General features: G+C 45.2%; 24 protein-coding genes and 1 pseudogene. 15 read left to right on the forward strand and 10 right to left on the reverse strand.

The features are described 5' to 3' along the window. Window positions 1-20: 20 nt before the first annotated feature. The 3 genes from LJ658_RS18275 (at window position 21) to LJ658_RS18285 (ending at window position 3,461) form a co-directional block, all read left to right on the forward strand. Window positions 21-533, forward strand: coding sequence for a toll/interleukin-1 receptor domain-containing protein (locus tag LJ658_RS18275; protein WP_230547991.1), 513 nt, complete (start codon window positions 21-23; stop codon window positions 531-533). 897 nt (window positions 534-1,430) lie between these two features. After that, the gene (locus LJ658_RS18280) at window positions 1,431-2,978 is read left to right on the forward strand and encodes an NAD(P)/FAD-dependent oxidoreductase (RefSeq protein ID WP_230547992.1); all 1,548 of its coding nucleotides are present in this window, start codon (window positions 1,431-1,433) and stop codon (window positions 2,976-2,978) included. Window positions 2,979-2,984: 6 nt separating this feature from the next. Beyond that, window positions 2,985-3,461: a DinB family protein gene (locus tag LJ658_RS18285; RefSeq protein WP_230547993.1), complete on the forward strand. Its 477-nt coding sequence runs from the start codon at window positions 2,985-2,987 to the stop codon at window positions 3,459-3,461. 1 nt (window position 3,462) lies between these two features. Here the strand turns inward: LJ658_RS18285 and LJ658_RS18290 are convergent, their stop codons facing one another. The 3 genes from LJ658_RS18290 to LJ658_RS18300 form a co-directional block, all read right to left on the reverse strand. Next, window positions 3,463-3,678, reverse strand: coding sequence for a hypothetical protein (locus LJ658_RS18290; protein ID WP_230547994.1), 216 nt, complete (start codon window positions 3,676-3,678; stop codon window positions 3,463-3,465). Between the two features lie 81 nt (window positions 3,679-3,759). Further along, window positions 3,760-4,170 carry a hypothetical protein gene (locus LJ658_RS18295; protein WP_230547995.1) on the reverse strand — a complete coding sequence of 137 codons (411 nt, stop codon included), beginning with the start codon at window positions 4,168-4,170 and terminating at the stop codon, window positions 3,760-3,762. Between the two features lie 11 nt (window positions 4,171-4,181). Then, the gene (locus tag LJ658_RS18300) at window positions 4,182-4,757 is read right to left on the reverse strand and encodes an RNA polymerase sigma factor (RefSeq protein WP_230547996.1); all 576 of its coding nucleotides are present in this window, start codon (window positions 4,755-4,757) and stop codon (window positions 4,182-4,184) included. 213 nt (window positions 4,758-4,970) lie between these two features. On the opposite strand from LJ658_RS18300, the gene LJ658_RS18305 reads away from it, so the two are divergent. Continuing rightward, complete coding sequence (locus tag LJ658_RS18305; protein ID WP_230547997.1) at window positions 4,971-5,336, forward strand: CoA-binding protein; 366 nt, start codon at window positions 4,971-4,973, stop codon at window positions 5,334-5,336. A 112-nt stretch (window positions 5,337-5,448) separates the two neighbouring features. Here LJ658_RS18305 and LJ658_RS18310 read toward each other — a convergent pair whose 3' ends face one another. Together LJ658_RS18310 and LJ658_RS18315 are read right to left on the reverse strand one after the other, a co-directional pair. Continuing rightward, entirely contained in the window at window positions 5,449-6,522 is a 1,074-nt protein-coding gene (locus tag LJ658_RS18310) for a glycoside hydrolase family 130 protein (protein WP_370633092.1), read from the reverse strand. A 163-nt stretch (window positions 6,523-6,685) separates the two neighbouring features. Beyond that, complete coding sequence (locus LJ658_RS18315) at window positions 6,686-8,974, reverse strand: GH92 family glycosyl hydrolase (RefSeq protein WP_230547998.1); 2,289 nt, start codon at window positions 8,972-8,974, stop codon at window positions 6,686-6,688. A gap of 274 nt (window positions 8,975-9,248) precedes the next feature. Between LJ658_RS18315 and LJ658_RS18320 the strand changes: the two genes are divergently transcribed. From LJ658_RS18320 to LJ658_RS18360, 9 genes are all read left to right on the forward strand, one after another. Beyond that, window positions 9,249-9,827 (forward strand): LemA family protein, encoded by a 579-nt coding sequence (locus LJ658_RS18320; protein ID WP_230547999.1) that lies wholly within the window; start codon window positions 9,249-9,251, stop codon window positions 9,825-9,827. A 103-nt stretch (window positions 9,828-9,930) separates the two neighbouring features. Further along, window positions 9,931-10,368, forward strand: coding sequence for a TPM domain-containing protein (locus LJ658_RS18325; RefSeq protein ID WP_230548000.1), 438 nt, complete (start codon window positions 9,931-9,933; stop codon window positions 10,366-10,368). 10 nt (window positions 10,369-10,378) lie between these two features. Beyond that, complete coding sequence (locus tag LJ658_RS18330) at window positions 10,379-11,161, forward strand: YgcG family protein (RefSeq protein ID WP_230548001.1); 783 nt, start codon at window positions 10,379-10,381, stop codon at window positions 11,159-11,161. Between the two features lie 517 nt (window positions 11,162-11,678). Beyond that, entirely contained in the window at window positions 11,679-11,846 is a 168-nt protein-coding gene (locus LJ658_RS18335) for a hypothetical protein (protein ID WP_230548002.1), read from the forward strand. A 169-nt stretch (window positions 11,847-12,015) separates the two neighbouring features. After that, complete coding sequence (locus LJ658_RS18340; RefSeq protein WP_230548003.1) at window positions 12,016-12,588, forward strand: EcsC family protein; 573 nt, start codon at window positions 12,016-12,018, stop codon at window positions 12,586-12,588. Window positions 12,589-12,797: 209 nt separating this feature from the next. Continuing rightward, a complete protein-coding gene (locus LJ658_RS18345) occupies window positions 12,798-13,226 on the forward strand; it encodes a hypothetical protein (protein ID WP_230548004.1) in 429 nt (142 codons plus the stop codon). Between the two features lie 5 nt (window positions 13,227-13,231). Then, window positions 13,232-13,507, forward strand: a complete 276-nt coding sequence (locus LJ658_RS18350; protein WP_230548014.1) for a peroxiredoxin — start codon at window positions 13,232-13,234, stop codon at window positions 13,505-13,507. Window positions 13,508-13,641: 134 nt separating this feature from the next. Next, window positions 13,642-14,709 (forward strand): endo-1,4-beta-xylanase, encoded by a 1,068-nt coding sequence (locus tag LJ658_RS18355; protein ID WP_230548005.1) that lies wholly within the window; start codon window positions 13,642-13,644, stop codon window positions 14,707-14,709. Window positions 14,710-14,950: 241 nt separating this feature from the next. Continuing rightward, window positions 14,951-16,573 carry a PAS domain-containing protein gene (locus tag LJ658_RS18360; RefSeq protein ID WP_230548006.1) on the forward strand — a complete coding sequence of 541 codons (1,623 nt, stop codon included), beginning with the start codon at window positions 14,951-14,953 and terminating at the stop codon, window positions 16,571-16,573. Between the two features lie 63 nt (window positions 16,574-16,636). Here LJ658_RS18360 and LJ658_RS18365 read toward each other — a convergent pair whose 3' ends face one another. After that, window positions 16,637-17,182, reverse strand: a complete 546-nt coding sequence (locus LJ658_RS18365; protein ID WP_370633093.1) for a DNA/RNA non-specific endonuclease — start codon at window positions 17,180-17,182, stop codon at window positions 16,637-16,639. Between LJ658_RS18365 and LJ658_RS20590 the strand changes: the two are divergent. Together LJ658_RS20590 and LJ658_RS18370 are read left to right on the forward strand one after the other, a co-directional pair. After that, window positions 17,173-17,226: pseudogene (locus tag LJ658_RS20590) on the forward strand (hypothetical protein); the annotation flags it as partial. The gene LJ658_RS18365 and the pseudogene LJ658_RS20590 overlap by 10 nt on opposite strands. 246 nt (window positions 17,227-17,472) lie before the next feature. After that, the gene (locus tag LJ658_RS18370) at window positions 17,473-18,309 is read left to right on the forward strand and encodes an SGNH/GDSL hydrolase family protein (RefSeq protein ID WP_230548008.1); all 837 of its coding nucleotides are present in this window, start codon (window positions 17,473-17,475) and stop codon (window positions 18,307-18,309) included. Window positions 18,310-18,341: 32 nt separating this feature from the next. Here the strand turns inward: LJ658_RS18370 and LJ658_RS18375 are convergent, their stop codons facing one another. The 4 genes from LJ658_RS18375 to LJ658_RS18390 all read right to left on the reverse strand — a co-directional run bounded on the left by LJ658_RS18375 (window position 18,342) and on the right by LJ658_RS18390 (window position 21,818). After that, window positions 18,342-19,244 (reverse strand): DUF4835 family protein, encoded by a 903-nt coding sequence (locus tag LJ658_RS18375; RefSeq protein WP_230548009.1) that lies wholly within the window; start codon window positions 19,242-19,244, stop codon window positions 18,342-18,344. After that, on the reverse strand, window positions 19,241-20,443 hold the full coding sequence (coaBC, locus tag LJ658_RS18380; RefSeq protein ID WP_230548010.1) for a bifunctional phosphopantothenoylcysteine decarboxylase/phosphopantothenate--cysteine ligase CoaBC: 1,203 nt from the start codon (window positions 20,441-20,443) through the stop codon (window positions 19,241-19,243). The genes LJ658_RS18375 and coaBC overlap by 4 nt, the downstream gene beginning before the upstream one ends. A 92-nt stretch (window positions 20,444-20,535) precedes the next feature. Continuing rightward, the gene (locus LJ658_RS18385; protein WP_230548011.1) at window positions 20,536-20,880 is read right to left on the reverse strand and encodes a DNA-directed RNA polymerase subunit omega; all 345 of its coding nucleotides are present in this window, start codon (window positions 20,878-20,880) and stop codon (window positions 20,536-20,538) included. An 11-nt stretch (window positions 20,881-20,891) separates the two neighbouring features. Further along, window positions 20,892-21,818, reverse strand: coding sequence for an outer membrane protein assembly factor BamD (locus tag LJ658_RS18390; protein WP_230548012.1), 927 nt, complete (start codon window positions 21,816-21,818; stop codon window positions 20,892-20,894). Window positions 21,819-22,599 lie beyond the last annotated feature (781 nt).

Genomic DNA, 22,599 nt, shown 5'->3' on the forward strand with positions numbered 1-22,599 from the left:
AGACGATACAACAACTTCAAATGCCAGAAAATAAAATATTCATTAGTCACGCCAGCAAAGACGAACCTTTAGTTACTCCGTTTGTAGACAAAATTCTTAACATAGGTTTAGAGATTAGCCGGGACAAAATATTTTATACTTCAGCCAAAGACACTGGAATTAGAAGTGGTGAAGATTTTAAAAAAACAATCAAAGAACAAATATTAAGCGCAACTGCCGTTATCCAAATTATCACACAAAATTATAAACAAAGTGAGATATGTTTGAATGAAATGGGGGCGGCTTGGGTGTTATGCGACAACGTTATCCCCTTTATTTTAGAACCTGTAAATTTTGAAAGCGTAGGTTTTCTTCACAATACTACTCAACTTCTTAAACTAAATAATGAAAGCGACTTGTTTCAATTTCACGACGACCATCCAGAATTATATGATAATAGGCGCATTAAAACATCCAACTATCATAAACAAGTTAAAGAGTATATAGCGTTTATAAGCAATGGCAGGTATCGCCTGGGAAGCTTTGGCTATTAATAATTGTTCAACCACTGACGAACTCCCGTCGAGTGTGTCAACATAAATCACATTTGATTAGCTTACGTAGAGATCGCTTCGTTCCTCGCAATGACGTAGTTGGGAGGATAGTGCCCTATTACCTAATGTAAGCAGCGGCCTGTGCGATTCCCTCCCCACGGGAGGGTGCAGGGAGGGGTTTAGCCCACATGCTTAGCGGACCTGTCAATCGGCGAAACCCCTCCCCGCCATTGCACCGCCCGCCGCACCCCTCCCGGGGGAGGGAGTATGAGCGTCGGCCGCGTTAGGGGTAGGAGCGGATACCTGCCTCGCGCCTAACGCCATGTGCGCGTATGAGCGGATAACCCGGGCCGCAGGCAACGCCCTGATTATTCCTTTCTATCTCCCCCGTCATTACAATTACACCAACATTCCCCAATAAAACAGCCCGCGCAACCCCTCCCTGCCACCGCACTGCCCGACACACCCCTCCCGAGGAAGGGAATATTAAGACCTAACCAACTCAATACTTACAAAGTACGGCAACCTGGTCCAGCAAAATGGTGGCGCTGTTTTGTCAGTACATTTAATTGCCGGCGCAAAACACCAAAATTCGTGATCCATCCTGATCCAACTATCCCGATCCAAACCTGGAAAAACAGCCAAAATGCAATTCATTGATTATCAACATAAAATAACCAAACTATACTTAAAAATACTGACTTAAAAGGCGATCCATTGTTGATCCACCGAAATATGTTATTCGTTGTATACCAGAAGGTTAAGTAAAAAAGGTGATCCACCTGATCCATTTGATCCACATTAATGTGGATCAGCGCACATCCGCATGCCTGCCTATCCGCACATCCGCACATTCTCTTATCTTTGCACCATCCGGGATAAACACCCGGCAGCACCATGACCAAAGAAACAGAGCTAATAGCCACCCCCGGGCAGCAGGACGACCAGGAAGTGTTAACCCGGCTGGCGGCCGCGGCCCTAAAGCTGCCGCCCCAGCAGATCACCCACGTACAGGTACTTAAACGCAGTATTGACGCCCGTGGCCGGCGCGTGGTTTACCGCATGCAGGTAAGGGCCTACATACAGGAGGCACACCACCCCGAAACCTATACCCAACACTACCCCAGCGTTAAGGACGCGAAGCCGGTGATCATCGTCGGCGCCGGCCCGGCGGGGCTGTTCGCTGCCCTGCAATGCATCGAGCTAGGGCTGAAACCCGTCATCGTGGAGCGCGGCAAAGCCGTAAAGGACCGCCGCCGCGACCTGGCCAACATCAACAAACAGGGCCTGGTGAACCCCGAGAGCAACTACTGCTTCGGCGAGGGCGGGGCCGGCACCTACTCGGACGGGAAGCTGTATACCCGCAGCACCAAGCGCGGCGACGTGAACGCGGTGCTGCGGACCTTCGTGGCCCACGGCGCCACCGAAGACATCCTGGTCGACGCCCGCCCGCACATCGGTACCAACAAGCTGCCCCAGATCATCACCGCCATCCGCGAAACCATCCTCCAGGCCGGCGGCGAGGTGCGCTTCGACGCCAAAGTGACGGAGCTGCTGGTGCAGTTCGGCAAGGTCGAAGGCGTGAAGCTGGCCGGCGGCGAGGTGCTGAAGGCCGGCGCCGTGATCCTGGCCACCGGCCACTCGGCAAGGGACGTGTTCGAGATGCTGCGCCGCCAGGGCATCCTGATCGAGGCCAAGGCGTTCGCGCTGGGTGTCCGCATCGAGCACCCGCAGGAGATCATAGACCGCGCCCAATACCACTGCGAGGTCCGCGACGAAGCGCTGCCGCCATCTTACTATAACCTGGTGGAGCAGGTGGATGGCCGGGGCGTATTCTCGTTCTGCATGTGCCCGGGCGGCATCATCGCCCCCTGCGCCACCGCCACCGACGAGATCGTGGTGAACGGCTGGAGCCCCTCGAAGCGGAACAACCCTTTCGCCAACTCGGGCACGGTGGTGCAGGTCAACCTCGAAGACGTCCCCGGCAACAACGCCGACCCGTTCAAGATGCTCGACTTCCAGCATAGCATTGAGCAGCTGGCCTACCGGGCCGGCGGCGGCAGGCTGGTGGCCCCGGCCCAGCGCATGGTGGACTTTGTGAACGGGCGGCTGTCTGTAGACCTGCCCGATAACTCGTACCTGCCCGGCACCCGGAGCGTCGAGCTTAAAGAGGTGCTGCCCGACTGGATCAACGACCGGCTGCGTAATGCGCTACCGGTGTTCGGCAGGAAGATGAAGGGGTACTATACCAATGAAGCGATACTGGTGGGGGTGGAGTCGCGCACGTCGTCGCCCATCAAGATACCGCGTGATAAGGAAACGATGCAGCACCCGCAGGTACAGGGGTTGTTCCCCTGCGGCGAGGGCGCGGGGTATGCCGGTGGCATCATTTCTGCTGCTATTGACGGGATAAACTGCGCGATAGCCGCAGGCAAGCTAATTTAACAGACCATGACAACAAACGACAAACTGATCTACCAGGTAGAGAACACCTTATCAGGCCAGCCATGGTACGGCGACCCGATATACGATATCCTGGACAAAGTGACCTTTGAAAGCGCCTATGAGCGGGTTGGTCATGCGCATACGATTGCCGAGATCGTCCTGCACATGGTAAGCTGGACCGAAGAGGTGATGGACCGCATGAATGAAAAGCCGGCCTCGTTACCGGTAAGCGGCAACTGGCCACATCCCGGCGACCCGGATGAAACCAAATGGCAGCTATGGATAGATGACTTTAAGCTGGTTAATGTAAACCTCGTCAAAACCATCCGCGACTTCCCCGAAGACAAGTGGGATAAACCCATCATTGATGAACGCGCCGACGAACCGGTTACTACTTATGAAGAGCTGCTGTACGGTTTCATCCAGCACCAGATCTACCACGCCGGGCAGATTGCGCTGTTGGTCAGGGCGATTATCGGGTAGGTTAATAAGGTAACTCCTCGCACTTGAACCCTGCGTTGTTTAATAATGATTCAATATATCTCGGCGGCAGATCGTGTGATACTACGCGCAGGATGTTGTCGCAATCCTCAAGGTCGAAGTTCCAGTCCTGGATGGCCTGCACCGAAGTTAGTATCGGCTGCACCTGTTCAACGTCCTCAGGGTTATTTACACTTGTTGTGAATATCAGTATGTCCATGATAGTGTAGGTTTGTTAAAGCGGCAGTAGCATTGCAAGTAGCAGACTAGTTACTGCAACTGCAACTGCCGCTGCTACTAATTATTCTTGTTCTTTCTTTGCGCTTTCGGCTTCAAACTGGTCCCAGTCGCGGTTAAACGGATGCTCGTGGCGTCCCCATGGGCCGCAATCGGCACGATCGCGCATTTTTTGCTTGAACTTCTCTTTCTGCTCGGGCGTCATGGTTTTAAAGCGTTCTTCCATTTTGGCACGCATCCATGGCGCACCGCCACGTCCACCCCAGCCGCGTCCGCCTTTATGGCCAAAGCCAAAGAGTATTTTGCAAAGTATAAATATGCCCATGGCCTGCCAAAAAGTTATGGTAGAAGCATGCAATATGGCGGGTAATAAATTGTTCCAAAGCTGCATTACCACAAAGCTGATGAGCGAAAGGAAAGCTGCTACCGCGATGGGTATAAATATGAACCGTCCCTTAAAAAGTAATTTTTTCATGTTTTTTGTTTTTAATATTTTGTGATCTCTTGATATAACTGTTGTAATCTGTCGCGCAGATGCAATACGGCGTAACGTTTGCGCGATACCAGGGTATTTACATTCACCCCCGTTAACTCTGATATTTCCTGAAAGGTCATGTCATCCATTTCCTGCCAGATAAAAACCTGTTTTTGTTCTTCAGGTAATTCATCAAGCGCAGTAAATAGCTGTTCCCAAAAAAGGTTGCGCATATATTCCGTTTCGGGGGTGCTGTCATCGGGCATCAGCAGGTCTTTAAAGCCTGATGTATCATCGTCGCCCTCGTCATCTCCTATAAACAGGTCGTCAAGTAAAGTTTCTGATTTCTTTTTATGCTTATCGGTGATCTTGTTCCGAGCCACTTTATACAGCCAGGCGCCTGTCTGTTCAATTGGCTCAGAATTTACCAGCGCGCTAAACTGGTACCACACATCCTGCAGGATATCTTCCGCATCAGCATCATTTTTCACCCGTTTGCGGATAAAGCCCAGCAAGTTTTTGCCATAAGCCTTTATAGTGCTTATGATATGACTTTCTCTTTCTTCGGGCATTAATGCTGTGATCAATTTATTACTTGTTTAAAGGTAAAGACGATTCACGTTTAAAAACATTTTAAATTATTTAATTATTTTTTGTGACGGCTGTTTGACTGCCAAAACCGCCAATTATTACAGCTTGGCGTAATATTTGAATACTTAGTGCAACCTATCTTCTAAAAGGGAGCCGGCTTTAAAGGATAAACTTTAAAGCCTGTTCTTAAGAAAGGGGGTGATGAAGTTATGGCTGATAAAAAAACATTGATATTAGGCGCTACGCCCAACCCGGGCAGATACGCATACCTGGCTGCTAACCGGTTGGCCGGACACGGACACCCCATAGTTAACGTAGGTTTAAAAACCGGCGAGGTAGCCGGTGTACCTATTGAAAAACCGGAAGTTATCCATACTGATATAGATACCATCACCCTATATGTTGGCCCGCAGAACCAGCCACCGTTGTATGACTATATTTTAGCTACCAAACCAAAACGGATCATCTTTAATCCCGGAACGGAAAACAGCGAGCTGCAACGCCTGGCGGATGCTGAAGGGATTAATACGGAATATGCTTGTACGTTGGTTTTATTGAGTATTGGTGAGTATTAAACCGCTTCGCGAGAGATTGGTTAATAGATATTGATAAAGTGCGCATTTCCTTATCAATCAACGACGACAATTTATAAGAATGTCAGTCGTAAAACACAAAAAAATTGCACCTCTACACCCCCAACGCCCCAAATATCTCCTGAATAGAAAACTTAGCTCCGCAAACAAATTCGTCCGATGCACCATAATATATAGTAACGGTATCGCCATCGACAATATGGCCATTGGTAAATACCACGTTGCCAAAGAAGCCACTTAGCTCATACGGCTCGGCAGGCACCATAATTGGTTGGTCGGTGCGGGCAATAACTTTTGACGGATCATTAAGATCCAGCAGGAAAGCGCCCAAGCAATATTGATGGTCGTTGTTGGCTCCGTGGTAAATTTCAAGCCAGCCCTTGTCGGTTTTAATGGGTGCGGCGCCCGCGCCTACACGCTGGCAGTCCCAGCTTTCTTTCCGGGTTTTAATGATGCATTTATGGTTGCCCCAATGCACACCATCCGGCGATTGCGCCAGCCAGATATAATTGCCGCCGATATCCACGCTGCTGGGGCGGTGCAGGCAATAGTATAATCCGTTTATCTTTTCCTCAAAAATAGCGCAGTCTTTATTATGCGGCGGGATGATCATGCCGTGGTTCTCGAAAGTTTTCCAGTCGGTAGTGGTGCGCATGCCAACCCCCACCCCATTGGCTGATACTGCAGTAAAAGTGAGGTGATATTTACCTTCCAAAAAAGTAACCCTGCAATCTTCAATACCAAACGACTCTAATTTTCCGATACCGAATAACGATCCGTAGCCTTCGGGCTCATAAAACCGCACGCCGTCATCACTGCAAAGCAGGCGCAAGTGCGATAGGGTGGTCAGGTAATCCAGCCCCATATAACGGATCACCCGTGGATCAGTAGTGATCAGTTCCGGATGTTCTGAAGGCAACTCCATTATCTCAGTTTTCCCCAGTTCATTTAGTATCGGAAAGAAAATGGAACCTTCTTTTTGTACAGCATTTTCAGCAACACGTACGATCAGCCAGGTTTTACCTTCAAACGTAAACACGCCCGGGTTTAACAAACAGATAATCTGCAAACCATCTTCGCTACACTTAAGATCGATGGGTGATAATAATGGATTTTCGGGGAAACGTCTGGCTATATCCTTCATAAAAAAGCTTCGTTGTAAAGACATTTAAACAACCTGTTTTATCAATAAGTTTTAAAGGAAATTTATTAATTAATACTGCAATCACACTAAAACAAAAGCAACTTTAACGGGTTATCGACCATCCCGACGTAAAAAAGGCCGCCTGCAAACTGCAGGCGGCCTCCATCAATATCAAGCTTTAATCAAACTATTTATGTTTCGCTCCCATAAAGAAGGTAATCTCGCCACCATTCATAATATCGGCATGGCTTAAAAACGGCTTATTTAAAGGTTTGCCATTTAATATAATCTTTTGAATATATACATTTTTAGCGGCCTGGTTATTTACATGGATTGCAAAGGTTTTACCGCCGCCTACCTGTATCGTAGCGCCATCAACCGCCGGGCTGCCAATAGCATATTGGTCAGACGCTGGGGCAACCGGGTAAAAGCCCAGCGAACTAAAGATATACCAGGCGCTCATCTGGCCGGTATCATCGTTACCGCCCAAACCATCCGGAGTTGGTTTATACATTTGCGGTAATATCATCCGGATCTTTTCCTGGGTTTTCCAGGGTTTGTCGGTCCAATCATACAAATAAGCCACGTGGTGCGACGGCTCATTGCCATGCACGTAGTTACCAATAATACCGTCTTTGGTAATATCCTCGGTTTCGGCAAAATATTTGTCCGGTAGGTTATAGCTAAATAAACTGTCCATATAAACGATAAAGCGTTTGTTGCCGCCCATCAATTTAATTAAAGAGGCAGGGTCGTGCGGTACGTATAAAGTATAGTTCCAGGCGTTACCTTCAATAAATCCCTGGTTAATGGTCGTAAACGGATCAAATTTATCGCGGAACTTGCCATCAGCCATCCTGGGGTGCATAAAGCCGGATTTTGGATCGTATACGTTTTTATAGTTTTGTGAACGTTTGATAAATTCATCATAGATGGCCGTGTTGCCAAGTTTTTTAGCCATTTGCGCTATGCACCAGTCATCATAAGCATACTCTAAAGTTGACGATACCGAGTTGCCATCTTTTTCGTCCGGGATATATCCCAGATCCATATAATAGCCTATGCCCAAATAGTCTTTATGACGGGCTGTCGTTACGCAGTCTTCCAAAGCTTTATTAGCATCAAACGGTGCATTTCCTTTTACAACCGCGTCAGCAATTACCGATACACTATGATAACCGCTCATGCACCAGTTCTCGTTGGCCGAGTTGCTCCATACCGGCAGCATATGCTCCGGGCTTTGGTCAAAATGCGCCATCATTGACTTTACCATGTCGGCATTGCGGTCGGGGTCGATAATATTAAACAGCGGGTGCAGCGCGCGGTGGGTATCCCATAAACTAAAGGTAGTATAGTTGGTAAATCCTTCGGCTTTGTGAATATTTTGATCCAGGCCCTTGTACTGTCCGTCCACATCCATATAAACCGTAGGGTTGATCATGGTATGGTACATTGAAGTATAGAAATTCTGTTTAATCTCTTTATTACCGCTGATGGTAATTTTATGCAGCTCTTTTTCCCACTGATCCTGACCATCGTTTTTAACCTTGTCAAAATCCCAGGTAGTGGCTTCGGCTTTCATGTTGGCAACCGCGCCATCCATGCTTACCGGCGATATGGCAAATTTTATTTTGATCTTCTCGCCTTCTTCGGTCTTGAAATCAAAATAAGCGCGTATCTGCTTACCGGCTATTTCAGGGAAGTTTTTGGTTTGGTTAAACTTACCCCAGAAACCGCCGTACACCTCGCGTTTTGAGAAGTTTTTGTAGCCATGGGCGATGAACGGTTTAGAAAACTCCATCGCAAAATACAAAGCGCGGCTGCGTGCCCAGCCATTAGTTAAACGATAACCCACAACGTGAGTATCATCAATAACGCGCAGATAGGTCCACACGTTTTTATCAGGATAATTATAGATACCCGCCATCAAATCCAGGATGATGTGCGCATTGTCTGATTTAGGGAAAGTATATTGATGAAAGCCAACCCGGGTAGTGGTGGTCATCTCGGCAATGATATTATTTTCGTCCAGTTTTACTTTATAATAGTTAGCCTCGCTTACTTCATTGGCATGCGAAAATGGCGAACGGTAACCGCTATGTGGTTTATCTGCAGTACCCGGGTTAAGTTTGAGCTGGCCCACGGTCGGCATAATTAAAAAATCGCCCAGGTCTGAGTGGCCTGTGCCGCTAAAATGGGTGTGGCTAAAACCTACAATGGTTTTATCCTCATACTGGTAACCCGCGCAATATTTATAAACATCGGGGTTGTAGTGGCCGTTCAGTTCATAGCCCGCGGTATCGGTTTCGGGGCTAAGCTGCACCATTCCAAACGGCACAGTAGCACCCGGAAAGGTATGCCCCATGCGCTGGGTACCTACAATGGGCTTAACATATTGAACTAAATTTTCGGGAGATTTTTGCGCGTTGGCTATAAAAGCAGAACAGACAAACAGGGTAGTAAGTATTTTCTTCATGAAGAAACCGGGAAAAAAGTTAATTTTTAAACCCAAATATAAATTAAAAACTGCAAGCCCCCACTATATCGGCACTAAGGACGGCACTTTTTATTATCCGGTTATCGCAAGTGTTACTTTGCGCTATTCCCGCAGCAATCGCAACACATTGTATACCGATCTTTTACTTATATTTACCAAACACAATTGCCATATTGGCAGGCAAAACATATTTTGTAACAACGGTATATGTTTTGTTCTCTAATTATCAAAATAAAACAAAAATTAAAAAAAAATGAAAAAGCTATTCACAGCAATATTAGTAGTAGTGGCAGCCATGTCATTAAGCTCATGCAGTTATAACAGCATGGTGCAAATGGACGAAAACATTAAAGCTAAATGGGGAGTGGTACAAACACAGTACCAACGCCGGTCTGATTTGATACCAAACCTGGTTGCTGCTGTAAAAGGTGCGGCCAATTTTGAAAAAAGCACTTTAACAGATGTAATAAACGCACGTGCAAAAGCAACGTCTATACAGGTTGATCCATCTAAATTAACCCCCGAGTCAATCAAAGCTTACCAGGCCGCACAAGGCGAGTTAAGCCAGGCTTTAGGCAGGCTGATGGTGGTTACCGAGAATTATCCGCAGTTAAAAACAAACGAAAACTTTTTGGGCCTGCAGGCACAGATAGAGGGTACAGAAAACCGGATCTCGGTTGCACGTAATGATTTTAACAGCGCGGTACAGGAATATAATACCAGGATCCGTTCGTTCCCGGCGAACATCACGGCTAAGATGTTCAGCTTTACTGAGAAAGGTTACTTTCAGTCAGAAGCTGGTGCTGATAAGGCGCCGAAAGTACAATTTTAAGATAGTGATTAGCTGTTAGTGACCCGAGACTGGATTCGGGTCGCTAACCATTTATCAAGACATACTGACTAATTACTGATCTCCAATCTCTAACCACTTAAAAATGGCCGTATTTAACGACGAAGAGCAACAGCGCATACGCGAGGCAATTGCCGAAGCCGAGAAACATACATCGGGCGAACTACGGGTTTGCATTGAAAAAACCTGTAGCGAAGACGTGCTTGACCGCACCGCCAAATATTTTTACCAGCTGGATATGCATAAAACCAAGCTGCGTAATGGTGTGCTGATATATGTTGCCGTGGTTGACCGCAAGTTTGCCATTATTGGCGATGCGGGGATAAACCAGGTTGTTACTGATGACTTTTGGGATAGTACCAAAGAAGATATGCTTAACCATTTTAAAACCGGCGATATTGTTGAAGGCATTGTTACCGGGATAAAAATTGCAGGCGATCAGTTAGGAAAATACTTTCCGCATGATCTGGACAATGATACGGATGAGCTATCTAACGACGTTGCCTTTATGGATGGCGATTAAACCTAAAAACATGTTTAAAAAAATAATTTTATTTGTTGGTTTGCTGCTGGGTAGCCTGAGCCTGTTTGCGCAGGATTTTCCGCCTAAACCAAACACCTTGGTTACTGACTATACCAATACCTTATCTGCTGATGAAAAACAGCGTTTAGAGAATAAATTGGTTGCTTTTAGTGACTCATCATCAACCCAGATAGCGGTTGTGATACTGCATTCTATCGGCGATTATGATGTAAATGAATATGCGCAAAAGCTGGGTCGTGCCTGGGGCGTAGGGCAAAAAGGAAAGAATAACGGCATCGTGGTATTGGTGGCGCTTGACGACCGCAAACTGTCCATCCAAACCGGTTATGGCGTTGAAGGCGCACTGCCCGATATTATTACCCAGCAGATTCGCGTAAATGATATGAACCCGCGCTTTAAGCAGGGCGATTATTATGGCGGACTGGATGCCGGTACCGACGATATAATCAAATACACCAGGGGCGAATATAAGGCCGATAAAAAAGCTGGCGGCCAAAAAGATGAAGGCGGTGCCCCGGTTGGTTTTATTATCATTATTGTAATAGTTATACTTATAGCAGTGTTTCGTAACCGCGGCGGCGGCGGCGGGCAGGTTATTGGCAGCCGTGGCGGCGCAAGCCCGTTCTGGTGGTTTTTAGCCGGTTCGGCATTAGGGCGCGGCAGTAATGGCGGCGGCTGGGGAGGTTTTTCTGGCGGCGGTGGCAGTAGCGGCGGCGGCGGTGGATTTGGCGGCGGCGATTTCGGCGGCGGCGGATCAGGCGGAAGTTGGTAGCACTTATGATCACACTGATTTTAAATTGTTTTACCAATTAGGTTATTATAACAGCTGTAACCAGTGTAATCATAAGCGGATCACCTGGTTTTAAGATTTTCGGGCGTTGTCTGCGGCCGGGCTTTCCGCTCATACTGCGCGGGCGTTAGGCGCGGGGCCCGTATCCGCTTCTCTTAGCGCATCACCTGCCCAATAAACATATGCCAATTTATAAAGCGACGGGCCCAATCTTCAATCTTTAATCACTAATCTTTAAAAAACTTCATTTTTTTTCGTGTCTGCAGCACCGCGTGGCCTGTTTCTTCAACCGGCTGAAATTTAGTTAACTAATGATTAAATATCGTTACTTGTACAGTCAAGTTTTTGTCTACACAAGTATGAATTGAACTGTTTTGCTTTCTTTTAAAGAGAATAAACCCGCAAATGCTGCCGTTCTATATACGGATAACCGCCGGGTCACATTGATAAAAAGGCTTGGCATCCGGACAATTTTATTTAAACATCAAAATTAAAAACTATGAAAAAGCGATTAATTATGCTGGCACTCGTATCGGCATTCGGTTTACAGGAATTTGCCTTCGGGATGCAGCAAGACACCACCAAAAAACAAAAAAAGACGCACAAGCACGACACACTAAAGCGCGACAGTATTAAAAAGGACACAATTAAAAAGATTAAGCCGTAAGGATTAGTGATTGATTATCATGGCAAAAGGCCCCGGAGTGATTCGGGGCCTTTTTGGAACTTGTGCCTTCTGTACAGCCCACTTAAATTTTCATTAACCAGCGACGGATACTTCCTATGCTTATTATTATGGCATGGTAATAGCATCAGTTAATAAACGTTTAATAACCATGAGCACCATACCATTATTCCCCAATTTTAATTTTGATAAATTGAAGGCTGACCTTAAGCAGGGGGTTAAAAACCTGGCTAAAGGTGGGTTTAAAAATATTTACAGCCATATAGATCAGCTCGGGGTTAAAAAAGGCGTGGATGAACTGGGCATTAATAAGTTTGTTAACCAATGCGCGCTGTTAGCAGCGGGCAGCGGCGCCATGGCCGGCGCCGGCGGACTGACGACTATGATTGTGGGCGCCCCGTTGGATATGATTAACCTGGTGACACAGCAATTTAGGGTTACGCTGGCGGTTAATTATCACCGCACCGGCCGCTACGAGGTGAAATTTAACGACTTTTTTAAAATTGTGGCATCGTCCCTTAAAGTGGACGCAGGTGTAACCGTTACAAAGAATGTAATGGAAGAAGTGGCAGAAAAACTGCTGATCAACCTCGGGTCTAAAACCGCCGAACGGCTGGTGCCTGTAGTTGGCGCCGTAATCGGCGGATCGGCCAACTATATGTTTATTAAGCGCGTTGCCAGGCAACTACGCGATGCTAATTATCCCCAACTGGTCAAAATTTAGACGACCTGCAACGTCCTCTCTTGCGCCCGGGGGGCTATTATTAAATATTAAACAGGGTATAAGTAACCATTACGGTATTTGTTGGTGACAACACCAATAAGGGCGAAGTAACATCGGTACTGCTGTTGGCACAACAGGGATGAAATATAATTTCACTTGCACATATAAGGCTTATGCTTTATCTTGTAAAACCCAAATCCTATCGGCAGATGAAAAAAATGATCTTATCCTTCACCTTAATATTATTGACCGCGTTTGGTATGCGGGCGCAAACACCGCCACCTAAGGCAACACAAATTTCGGTTGTTGTTGATTCGTCCGGAATGAAGTATCCGTATATGCTATGGCGAAAAATGGTGCAAAGCGGCGATTACTGGTTAAAGCCGGTTAACGCGGCTAAAGACGACACCCCGTTTTTGCTGGTTAAATATACCGACGAACAAAAAGCTTATTGGTTTGCACGCATGCCCAAGCCTGCCGAAAGTACATTTTTTAAAACCGGGCAGGTTATCAAGCCATTTAAAATAAAAGATATCCACGGCAAAAAAATTGAAGCTAAAGACTGGGCCGGCAAAACCCTGGTATTTAATTTCTGGTTTATTGGCTGCCGCCCTGCCGCGAGGAAATACCCGAACTAAACAAGCTGTCGGTTAAATATAAAGACGATCCGAATGTGATCTTTGTCGCTTTTGCACTGGATGAGGATTCGGAAGTGGAAGACTTTGTTAAAAAAATGCCTTTTGGTTATACGCTCTCCACCAATGGGCGGGCTTATGCAGCTGAATATAACATTAACCTGTATCCCACCAATGTGGTTATTGACAAAGCGGGCAAGGTGCGCCTGCACTATGTAAGCGACCCCATTAACGGGGTTTACTGGTTAGACAGAACCATCCAGGAAAGCAAAAAAGGGATATGAAAATTTCCCACTGGCCAAAGTTTAGCGGAAGCGCAACTCCGACCTATAATGTAGTAAACATGCTATTTACGGATTAACGGTTACCCGGCACAGCTTATATTTTAATATCTTAGTGGCTCACACTTGCAATCACTATGTTAAAACTTATTTTAAACAGGGCTTTATTGTTGCTTCCCGGCCTGTTTTGGGTTATTGGCGCTAACGGGCAAGCTGCCGGTAACAAGGGGTTGAAGGATTATTACGCCGGTTATTTCCCGGTAGGCGTGGCCGTAACACCCGCTTTACTACGCGACCCCGCTGCGCAGGCTTTAATTCTGCAGCACTTTAATAGCCTGACGCCCGAAAACGCTATGAAGATGGGCCCGATCCACCCTGAAGAGAACCGCTATTACTGGAATGATGCCGACGCTATTGTTGACTTTGCACAACAGCATGGTTTAAAGGTGCGCGGGCATAATTTATGCTGGCACCAGCAAACACCGGCCTGGATGTATCGTGATAAAGACGGCGGGTTGGTTACCAAAGAAGTTTTGCTGGAGCGGTTAAAGCAACATATTTACGCGGTTGTTGGCCGCTATAAAGGCAAGATCTATGCCTGGGACGTGGTAAATGAAGCTGTTGCCGATGAGAACGATAAAGTTTACCGCAACTCGGTATGGTACCAGCTATGCGGCGACGATTATATTTTAAAAGCTTTTCAATATGCACACGAAGCCGACCCAGACGCCATACTGTTTTATAATGAATATGGTACAGAGAACCCTCAAAAACGCGACCGCGTTTACCGGCTGCTTAAAAAACTAATTGACGCGGGTGCACCTGTAAACGCAATAGGCCTGCAGGCGCATTGGAACTTAACCGACCCGACTAATGCGCAGATTACCGATGCTATTAAATTGTATGCGTCATTAGGGCTTAAGGTGCAGATAACAGAATTAGATATGAATATTTACGGCCATAACGACAAGGAAGCAATGGCTTACACACCAGAAATAGAACAGAAACAAACCGAGCGCTACGGCCAGGTATTTAAACTGTTCAGAGAGAACAAGCAGTATATAACAGGCGTAACTTTTTGGAACCTGAGCGATCGTAGCAGCTGGCTGGATAATTTCCCGGTGAAGGGCCGCAAAAATTACCCGTTGTTATTTGATCAGGACCTGCAGCCCAAAAAGGCTTATCAAAGTGTAGTTACCTTCTAAATTGCCATGCATTCCCATGTCAATTCACTGGCAGCCGGCAAATACATGGCATAATGAATGATAGTTAAGATTAAAAGGCAGATAATTGATTTTCAGGGTATAATTTTGCCGCGTCTAAATATTTCATGACTAAACAACAATTTTTGCTAAATAAATTCTTCTAATACTAAATTTATTTTCTAACTTGTTTATACATGTTGGTGTATAAATGGTTTTTAGCTTTAATTGGTACTTGGAGTGCATGAGGAAATTATGGCTAAAGTATGTTGTAATGATTGAGTTGGGATTGCCTCTAAATGTTAAGCAGGAGGAGGGAGGGCTGGGTTTTTGGCAGAACCAGCTTTTTTTAACTTTTTTAACTTACTGCTTACCTATAAGTTTAATTGCATTACTCCCATGTGTAACCGTCGCGCTACATGACCGCGACTTCGCTATAGCCATTGTTGATCTGTCAGCTTTTTCGCTGTTGGCCGTTGCAACTTTTACCCGCAAATTATCACTGGGCAACAAAAAGGCTTTTGTTGTTGCCATATTGTACCCCCTGGCCATCTTTTTAATTTACACGTTGGGCTATATGGGGCCGGGGATATTTTATTTGTTTTTCCTGACCGTTTTAATAGCGCTGATAATGCCGGTAAAGTACGCCTATATATCAATAAGCGTTAACACGGTTGTTTTGGGTTTATTTGCCTTCATTATAGCCCTGGATGGTGGCAACACCGCTTTATCAAGCCAGTACAGGCCAGGCGAATGGATTGCGGTTAGTTCTAATTTAATTTTTGGAAGCGGTGTTATTGTTATGCTGATCCATCGGATTCTTGAAAAATTGCAGGTAACCATCGAGAAGAGAGACCGCCTTAAAGAACGGTATAAAAAAATATTTGATCTGAGCCCGCTACCCATGTGGACATTTGATACGGAAACCCTGAGGTTTTTAGATGTAAACGAGGCAGCAACTAAACATTACGGTTATAGCAAAAAAGAGTTTTTGACGATGACCATAAAAGATATCCGGTCAAGCAAAGCGGTTGCTGCTGTTGAACAAATCGTAACTGCTAACCGGAAATCGGGTACTTACTATGAAGGGAACTCGCAGCATATCAAAAAAGACGGCAGTTATATTTATGTACGGATTGAAAGCAACTTATTGCAGATGGACGATAAGCAGGTAAGGCTGGTACTGGCAACCGACATTACCGACCAGGTTTCATACCAGCTGGAAATATTTAATGCCACCAAAAAGATACGGGAGTCTGAATCAAATTTACGGGCTGTATTTAACAGTTCGATTGACGGCTTTGTGCTTTTAGATGCCAAATACAATATTAAGCTGGTTAATTCGCGGGCGTCCGGCTCGATACGCTTTAACCGGGATCAGCAAAAATTTGAGATAGGGCGTAGTATATTTGATTTTGTAGAAGCTTCAAGGTTGGCCTATTTCAGGCGCATTATTGAGAGGGTTTACCTGGGCGAAATAATTGAATACGACAGAAGGTACCGGGGTACTGATGGCATTATCTACTGGATACACTATTCACTGACACCTGTTTACCATGGCAAATTCATTATTGGCGCCTGTATAACCGGGCGCGATGTTACGGCCAGGAAATTATATTTAAAAACCGTTGAAGAGCAAAATAAAACCTTCCGTGAAATTTCATGGATGCAATCGCATTTGGTGAGGGCACCGCTGGCTCGCCTGCTCGGGCTGATCCCTATGCTTGATCCGCCAAAAAATGCCGAGCAAGATGAGATCCTCAGGTTCATCAACCTGTCAGCAACCGAGCTGGATGAGATTATCCGCCAGGTTTCTGAAAAATCAAATAATATTATTGACAAATATCCTATGCAGGTAAATGAATGATTGGACGGCGAACAGATCAGCCGGTAGTCCATTTGTCCCGAAGCATCAAAAGGATTGTTCAGGTTACTTTGTTCCCGCCAGCTTTAACGGATACCCTAATGTTCCTTTCAACGTTTCCAGGTCAATCGAAATCATCTCATCGGTATCATCATTGGGGAACAGCAAACAATAAATCGTTTTCCGGCTGGCCGAATCTATCACTACCTTATAGCAATAATCGGGTACGGCCACCCGCTTACCCGGTTTAATCAGTTTGGTTGTAAAGATCCCGCCGGCGGTAATATAGAGCGTCTTGGTTTGCGATAGGGCCCTTATCCTTGTTTCCCATACCTTCCAGATGCCACGGTTTAGTCGCGGTGTTTGGGGCAGGCAGTTGTAAAAGCTAAAGGTTTTCTTATCCAGCGCGCAGTCGTAAGCAAAGTCTTCAGCGTTGGCCAGGTGCCCCTCGTCATAACCCGAATGGGAATAGTCTGACGCGGTAGCGGTAAACGGCCCGGCCCTGAATCGGTAATGCGCACGGTTACAACTGCCCCCGCCACGGCTCAGGGTGTAGCTGACATAGAGCGGCTCTTTCAGCTCGTAAGAATAATGCGAAATGTAGTTGCCCATATCAACCACCGTGTCGGCACACTCGGCGAAATGAGGTACGGTAAACCGGGGGATAACCACCGCATGTTGCGCGGCAGGTTGCCGGCAGCCGGTAAGGATAATACAAAGCACCAATAATTTTATAGCAGACTTCAACAGGCGGATTAGTTTTTCCAAATATCATCAAATAGATTGGCAGGCAAAGCAATTATTGAGTTTACGGCAGATCAGCGTGGCAAGCGCTTGCACATCTGCCAAACTATTGCTAGGTTAGGTCACCCGAATAAACCATTTAATAGCTATTAAAGATCATGAAGAGAAGTCTGTTTATAATTTGCGCGCTGGCATTAATATTTTCATCGTTTACCACGCAGCAGCCGGTCACCTGGGTTGCACTGGGCGATTCAATAACCTACCTTAACGATCATCTGAACGAAACCGGCAACCGTGATACCAAAGGCTACATGACCCGCGTTACCGAAAAACTCCCCCATATAACCTATGTTAACCAGGGCCACAACGGGTGGACCGCCGTTGGCATTGCCCAAAACATTGAAAAACTGAGCCTGACCAGGGCAGATGTTTATACCGTTTTTTTAGGAACCAATGACTGGTGGGGCGGCGTGCATTTAGGCACACTTAAAGACTATACCGATAATACCGGCACCGGCACAACTTATGGCGCTTTCAGGATCATTATTGATAAGTTGCGCAGTTTAAACAGCAATGCCAAAATTATATTGATAACACCTATGCAGCGTAGCGACTTTGTTTATATAGCTGATAAGCGGAATAATGCGTTTGGATCATATAAAGAAAAAAACGGACAGTCGCTGGCTCAGTTTGTTGATGCGGTTAACAACATAGGGCGGCTGGAGCATTTTGAAGTAGCAGACCTGTACAACAAAAGCGGCATGACGGTTAAAAATGCCGTAAAATTTAAGCGCCTTAAAGATGCTGCCACCGGCGAGTACAGAAATTATAAATATCCGGATTACATCGGCATCCCGTTTAATCCGGCAACGGATGAATATCCTTACCCAACCGAAGCGGTTAACTTTACTTATGATGGGCTTCATCCGTCGGATAAAGGTTACCAGGTAATAGCTAACATGCTGTTGAAAATGTTTAAAGGATCAGGGATATAACTTCATGCACGCTACTGCGATATACCGGCTTATCAGTTCTTCTGCAATTCCTGGTATTTAATGCCGTTAGCAGGGTCGGCCTGGGTAAAGATGTTCAGCGCGTCGATACGTGCCTGCGCATCCGTATGCGCATATATGGATACCAGTTCATCACATTTGGCGGTGAAGAATACCAGGGGCAACATAGCGCCCAACCGCTGCCTGTCAAGCTGGGTTAGGACAGGCAGTAGTTCAGAAATGGCTTTGCGGCCCCGGGCGGCGTTATCAGCCATCAGGTCCAACCCGCTACGGTGATAGTCATATAAAAAGCTGCGTAGCGGCGCGTATATCTTATTATTCAGGTTCTCGGCAAGCCAGTAACGGTTGGTATTGCTGTCAAACGCTTTCCAGCCTTTATATGATGATGTTTGGGCATTGGTAACCACATTTTGCGCCAGGTTATAATACGGCGTGCCGCCATAGCGCGAAAAGGTATCATTATCCATACCGGCAATTACATAGGCATAAAAAGCCATTACCGAGCTCAGGTTTGACTGAAAGTTCTGGTCCGAGTAATCAATGGTTTGCCCTTCGGTATACGTAAACTCAAAGTCTTTATCATTAACGCTTAAAAGGGTTGTATTATAATTGGCGTTAAACACCGGGCGCGATGATTGTACCTGAAGCTCACCGGTAAATTTGCCGGCACCGTCCCATGATGTTATGTTTAAGATAAAATTACAGTCCAGCCTTTCCTGCGGTTGCAAATTCTCGGCAAGCCATTTATGGCCGTTCAAAAAATCTTTCATCGCCGTTTCAAGCGACTGAAACACGCGCTTGTTGGTGGTTTGTATTTTAGGGGCAAGTACTGTTATACGCGCGTTAAGATCCTGTGCGCTGGCAGTAAAACCTGCCAGTAACAACGCTATATAGAGATAAATGCCCGGTGCTTTCATTTTTTTAACAGCGATCTTATTTTATCACAGATATCTTTGGCAACATCTTCCTTGCTTTTAAGGCCGAAGGTTGTTTTTTGCAACTGTCGGTCAATAATAGTTATTTTGTTGGTATCGGTTTTAAAACCAGCCCCCGCATCGCTTAACGAATTTAGTACAATAAAATCGAGATTTTTCTTTTTAAGTTTTTCTATGGCGTTTTGCTCTTCGTTGTTGGTTTCAAGGGCAAAACCCACCAGCAACTGGCCCTCCTTTTTATTGTCGCCTAAAAACTTTAATATATCGGTAGTCTTTTTTGTTTCGATAGTAAGGCCGTCGTCCTGTTTTTTTATTTTTTGCGGGGCAACGGTTAGCGGGGTATAATCGGCCACGGCGGCACTCATTACACAAACAGCTGCGTCCGTATAATTTTGTTGGCAGGCTTCCAGCATTTCGGCAGCGGTGGTTACGTTAATGCGTTTTACGGCACGCTGCTTACTTACCTGGGCCGACGGGCCCGAAACCAGCGTAACATCGGCGCCTAACATAGCCAGTTCATCAGCAATAGCAAATCCCATTTTGCCTGATGAATGGTTACCGATAAACCGCACCGGGTCAATGGCTTCATAAGTAGGGCCGGCGGTTACCAGCGCTTTTATATTTACCAATGGCAGTTTCTTTTTAATATCCGCGGCTAAAAAAGCGATGATCTCTTCAGGTTCGGCCATACGGCCCTCGCCATGCAGTCCGCTGGCCAGTTCGCCGGTGCCGGGCGCTATGAGGATATTGCCAAAAGATTGCAGGGTGTCAATATTAGCCGTGGTAGACGGGTGTTTCCACATATCCAGATCCATGGCAGGCGCAAAATATACCGGGCATTTGGCCGACAGGTAAACAGCGGTAAGTAAATTGTCTGTTAACCCAACGGCCATTTTTGCCAAAGTGTTGGCACTTGCCGGGGCAATAACCAGCACATCGGCCCAAAGGCCCAGTTCAACATGGTTATGCCATTCGCCGGTTTCGGCTACAAAGTAATCTGTATATACCGGATTTTTTGATAGGGTAGACAAGGTTAAAGGCGTAATAAAATTGGTAGCATCGGGCGTCATTACCACCTGTACATTAGCTCCGGATTTAACCAGCAACCTAACCAATAAAGCCGATTTATAGGCAGCGATACTACCGCATACACCTAATGCTACATTTTTACCCTCAAGCATCTTGTTAAATTAAAAATAAAAAAGTCAAAATTCAAAAACATGAGTATCCCCGGCTTTTGAATTTTGACTTTAACTTTTGAAATAAAAAAAGCTTATGCTTCTTTTGTCGGGTTGCGGTAGTAAATTTTACCGTCTAAAAATTCCTGAACGGCAACCAATGATGGCTTAGGCAGTTTCTCGTAATATTTAGAGATCTCAATTTGCTCACGATTTTCGAAGATCTCTTCCAGGTTATCGTTTGACGAAGCAAATTCAGAAAGTTTTGCATGCAATTCTTCCTTTACATTGTTTGAGATCTGGTTTGCCCTTTTTGACATAATTACCAATGACTCGTAAATGTTTCCTGTTTCTACATCCAGGTCGCGTAAATCGCGTGTTACTGTGCTGCTTGCAATAGCAGGTTTAGTTGCTGGATTATTGTTATTGTTGTTACTCATATCTTATTTAATTACGGCATTTTTTTATGAATGTCCTGATTTTCTGATCGTTGCTGTATAAATACAGAATCTTTTTTAGCTAACCGGCGTGCCAGCTTTTCGTCTTCGCGCGCTGCGGCTATTATTCTTTTTACGTCGTCAATGCCGTTTTGGCTATCTCTTTTTAGTTTTTGAGCCTGTGCCATATAACTGCTTTTAGGGTATTTCTCCAAAAACTGGTCGGCAAAGGTTATCGCCTGGTTATAACGTTCCTCCTGTTTATACTCGCGGCTTTGGTGCGCATATTCATATTGCGCTTTAATCGTTAAAAACTCCAGCTCCTCAGCATATTTGGTATCCGGATAATCACGTAAGGTGTTACCAAATGCAATAACTGCCGATTGGTTTTCGCCTATCGTTAAATATAGCTTGGAGTTTGAGTATGATTTCAATTCCAAACGGTCGCGTAGGTCTTGTATCAGTTTACTGGCTTCGGCAACCCGGTCGCTTTTTGGATAAAGGTTAATAAATAATTGTAGCTTCTCAATACACTTATAGGTATTCTCCTGGTCTAACGAAAAAACAGGGGCGTCAAGGTAATAACAATAAGCCGTTAAAAACCTGGCCTCTTCTGCTCTCGGGTCAGACGGGTAAGAAGTAGCAAATTCATTAAAATGATAAGCAGCTGATGTATAGTCTTTCAACTTATAATTAGCCATAGCGTTAAGATAAAAAAGGTCTGTAGCGCCGTCAGTACCACGGTAGCGCGATAGCAGGGTTTCAAACAGGCCTAATGCTTTGGCGTATTCTTTTTTCTCGTACAGCCGCTTGCCCTCCTGGAATTTTTTAGCATTATCATTACTTAATTTAAGCTTTTCGTACTTGCTTTTGCAGCCAATTACGGCAAAAGTTAATACTACTAATAAGCCAATAAATAATGGTAGTTGTTTTTTAAACATTTTGCAAAGATAAGGAATATTATAAATCAGTCAATTTTTTATTTAGCCAGCTAATATATAAGGTGTTTTTTACTATGTATATATATAGGTACGTATTTTAACATCTTTTAACCTTTAATATTGTGTGGCGTTAATTATACCCACAAAAAAAACTCAAGCTGCCGGCGTTATTATATTACCTGGCGTTAAAACCGGTTAAGCTGCTATAAGAATAGCTTAATTGCAAATCAGCAACCTGCCGGTAGTATTGGTGATAGCAGAGGATCTATACTATTATATATAGTATAGTGTATACCCGTTACCCAATGTCCAGGCTATTAAGGTTTCCTGCCCTTCAAACTTATTAAATACGGTTTAGCAGAGATTGTATTTATAAGTCGATTTTTTTTTCGTGCTGATTTGCAAAGTGTTAGCCATGCATGATGATTTTTTATTGCAAAGTATTTGCATGGATCAAAACTATCCGTACCTTTGCAGCCCGCAAAAGAGGAAGCGGAATTGTTCTGAATAACATTACAAGGCTAGTAAAAAGGGAATCAAATTAAATAAAATATAATTTGCACAAACTAAAAAAAGTCATACCTTTGCAGCCCGTTGAAAAGGGAAGATATTCTGAAGGATATCGTGAGAGAGAAAGGGTTCAAATTATATTTCAAATATAATTTTTGGAATAACGAAAAAGGTTCTTACCTTTGCAGTCCCAAAAGAAAGGGTCACCGGAAGCGAATTTCGGTTAGAAAGTTAAAAAGTGTTACTTTAACAAGTAACCAACAAAAACAGA

Origin of the sequence: Mucilaginibacter sp. UR6-11, assembly GCF_020880695.1 — a bacterium.
Taxonomy (GTDB): domain Bacteria; phylum Bacteroidota; class Bacteroidia; order Sphingobacteriales; family Sphingobacteriaceae; genus Mucilaginibacter.